2 protein-coding genes are annotated in these 3,108 nt (G+C 67.0%); one reads left to right on the top strand and one right to left on the bottom strand.

What is annotated here, in order from left to right; all coding sequences use genetic code 11:
• On the top strand, positions 1–1,354 hold a 1,354-nt coding region (locus VMR86_19470), incomplete at its 5' end, for an MMPL family transporter (GenBank protein ID HTO09240.1).
• Positions 1,355–1,954: 600 nt separating this feature from the next.
• Here the strand turns inward: VMR86_19470 and VMR86_19465 are convergent.
• Positions 1,955–2,968 carry a hypothetical protein gene (locus VMR86_19465; GenBank protein HTO09239.1) on the bottom strand — a complete coding sequence of 338 codons (1,014 nt, stop codon included), beginning with the start codon at positions 2,966–2,968 and terminating at the stop codon, positions 1,955–1,957.
• Between the last annotated feature and the right edge of the window lie 140 nt (positions 2,969–3,108).

The raw sequence follows: 3,108 nt of genomic DNA, 5'->3' as shown, positions 1-3,108 counted from the left end.
CGGCACCTGGCAGCAGCTCCACTACGGCGACCCGAAGTGGCAGTACATCCCCGACGCGCCGGGCTCCGTGCGCACCATGATCTTCCAGCTCCAGACCAACGGCCCGCCGGGCTTCCTGCGTCCGTTCATGACCGACAACGGCCGCGACGCGAACATCCAGTTCTTCTACCCGGACCACAAAGGCGACACGATCGTGGAGGCGGTCGACGCCGCGCAGGACTTCGTCGACGACAACCCGATCGGCGAGGTCATCATCCGGCTCGAAAAGAACAAGGCCCCGAAGGGCGCGCACTTCTACAACCCGCAGAAGCTGCTCGACACCTGGTACTACATGATCGGGCCCATGCTCCCGACCCGCGCCCACACGCTGACCGTGCGCGAGAAGGAAGCCGACGGGAAGTACGAGATGCTGCCCGTGCAGCAAGACGCCAAGCCGCCCTGGCTCGAGGAGTTCCGCACGCAAGCCATCGCGGACTACGACGCGACCAAGGCCAACCTGAAGGAAGGGGAGGTCTTCACCTGGCCGGCCGCGCTCGGGAGCTGGACGGACAAGGACGTAGACGCCTGGTGGGAGAGCCCGGAGAAGGGCGTGCGCGCCGTTGCGGTCGACACCGACAAGCTGATCGTGGAGGACCTGAAGGTCATCGCGAAGCGCGGTCAGGGCGGCGTGATCAAGCCGGGAGGTCTGTCCGGGCCGAAGTACCAGCCGACCAAGTCATGGACGCGCGGCGTCCAGTTCGTCATGGCGGGCGGTGCGATGGGCACGCTCGCGGCGATCAACGACGAGGTCGAGCGCAGCCACGTGGCTTCGATCTCGCTGATCTTCTTCGTGATCTTCGTGTTGCACTCGATCACGTACCAGTCGATCTCGAGCGGCGGGATCATCTTCCTGCAGATCGCGACGGCCACCATGCTCTCGCTCGCCTACATGGCGATCCGCGGCATCGGGCTCAGCATCAACACCCTGCCCGTGCAGGCGGTCGGCGTGGGCATCGGCGTCGACTACGCGATCTACATCGTCGACCGCATCCGCCAGGAGGTCGCGGAGACCGCGGACATCGACGAGGCGATCCGCCGCGCGATCCGCACGACCGGCATGGCGGTGACGTTCACGGCGACCACGGTCGTCGGCGGCATCGTCCTGTGGACCTTCTCGAACCTGCGCTTCCAGGCCGAGATGGCCTACCTGCTCGTGATCCTCATGATCATCAACATGCTCGGAGCGATCACGGTCGTGCCGACCTTCTACTCGATCCTGCGCCCGAGCGTCGCCACCGCCCTGCTCACAGACGAGCAACGGGAAGCCATGAAGCTCCAGAAAGAGCTGGAGCACAAGAAGGGCATGGTCGCGTAGGACCCGGAGCGCCTCTGCGCGCCGCGCGGCCGCGCGTTACCCGCCGGTCGCTGCTTCGGCGGGTACGCCTCCAGACGCTCCCTCTGGGTAACGCGCCGGCCGCGCGCGCGAATCGGCACCTTGCCTGCGCAACAAAAAGACGAGACGCGGCAAGCGTCGGTCCGCCTCTTGCGCATCGTCCGCGTTCGATGGCCCATCCGCCGCCAGCCGCATGGAGCATGCAGCACGAGCCGGCTGCTGGCTCGAACGCGGACTGAAAGGGCGAAGCGCTCGGAAGGTCGCCGCGATTTCTAATTTAGAACGCGGCGGAGAGTTCGGGTTCGCGCGCGGTCCGTGCAGAAGCCCGGAGGAGCGTCTGCAGGGTACTCCCGAAGCAGCGACGGAGGGTTTCTGCGCGGAGCGCGACGCGCAGAGATGCTTAGGGGCTCTTAGCTCGAGTACCCCAAAGCGATGATCGTCATCAGGGCCAGGTACGAGGCGACCAGAAGCAAGTTGCGCGTCAGGGTGCTCTGGCTGTCGGTCGGCTTGATTTCGGCGGCTTCCATTTGAGAGATCCTTCGGAAGAGTTCGGTGCGAGCTATAGCGTCGGGGGTACCGGAATCACGACTTGCGCAAGAGTGAGTCGAGGTGATCCGCGCCACGCGCGATCGCCCACCAGAAGAACGGGAAGACCGTGTAGTGACCGCAGGGGAGCTTGTACCAGCGGGGCTCTCCGAGGGCTTGCCACAGCTCTTGCGCGTAGCTTTGTGGGATCACCGTGTCGAAGCGGCCCGAGGCGATGAGCAGGTTGCGGGGGTCGAGCCAGGACGCGTAGGTCAGGGGGTCGACCGGTTTGGTGAAGTCGCTCACACCGGAGACCCACTGCTCGCGCGTGGTCCAGCCGCGCTGGGCCATCATGCGGTCGCGGAACTCGCGCACCGGGGTCTCGCTCGAGTCGTAGAGGATCCCGGCCACGTTGCCGCCGGTCATCACGAAGAAGCCGCCGCGGATCCGCCGGTCGCATTCCGTGAGCAGAAGGGCTTGGATGGAGCCGATCGACACGCCGGCAGCGGCCAGCCGAGCCGGGTCGATCTTGGGGTGAGTGACCAGCCAGTCGAGCAGGCGGCGCGCGTCGATCACGCCCTCGCGCAGCCGCTCTCGCACGACATCTGCGTTGTTCTGATGGGGCAGGTCGAGCGCCCGGCGCTCCAGGCGGGCGACCGCGTACCCGCGGTTCACCAGCGACTTGGCCATGCCTTCGGACACGTCGTGCGGCCCGTCCAGGATCTCGAAGGCCACGACCGCGGGGAACGGGCCGTCGCCGGGGGGCAGCAGGAGGTGCCCGATCCGGTCCTGCCCGGCCTCGTCCTGCATGACCAGCCGGAAGGCCTTGTAGTTGCGCGAGTGGAACAGCGTGTACAGGTCGAGGACCCAGCTCTGCTCGACCGTGAGCCCCTCGGGCTGGATCGAGACGCTGGCCGGGTCGAGCTTCTTGTAGTCGAAGAAGTCGAGCGGCGGCAGCGACTCGGGCGGAACCGGCGGGGGTGGCTCGGTGCCCGTGCCCCCGGTCGAGAAGCAGCCCAGCAGCGCCAGACACAGGAGCGGCGCGAGGCAGCGCGCCGAAGCGCGTCCCACGCGCCGCTCCCGGGCAGGCAATGCCGCGCTAGTCCGCTTCTCGCGAGCGGCGGATGAAGGCCGGGACGTCGTACTCCTCCTCGAAGGGTGAGACGAAGTCGTCGGTGCCGTTCATCTCGAGCTTCGCCGCGGCGCGCGGT

The sequence above is a fragment of the Myxococcota bacterium genome (assembly GCA_035498015.1).
In the GTDB taxonomy this organism is placed as follows: Bacteria; Myxococcota_A; UBA9160; order SZUA-336; family SZUA-336; genus VGRW01.
The sequence above is the reverse complement of the archived record's forward strand: the minus strand, read 5'-3'. Positions and strand labels throughout refer to the sequence as shown.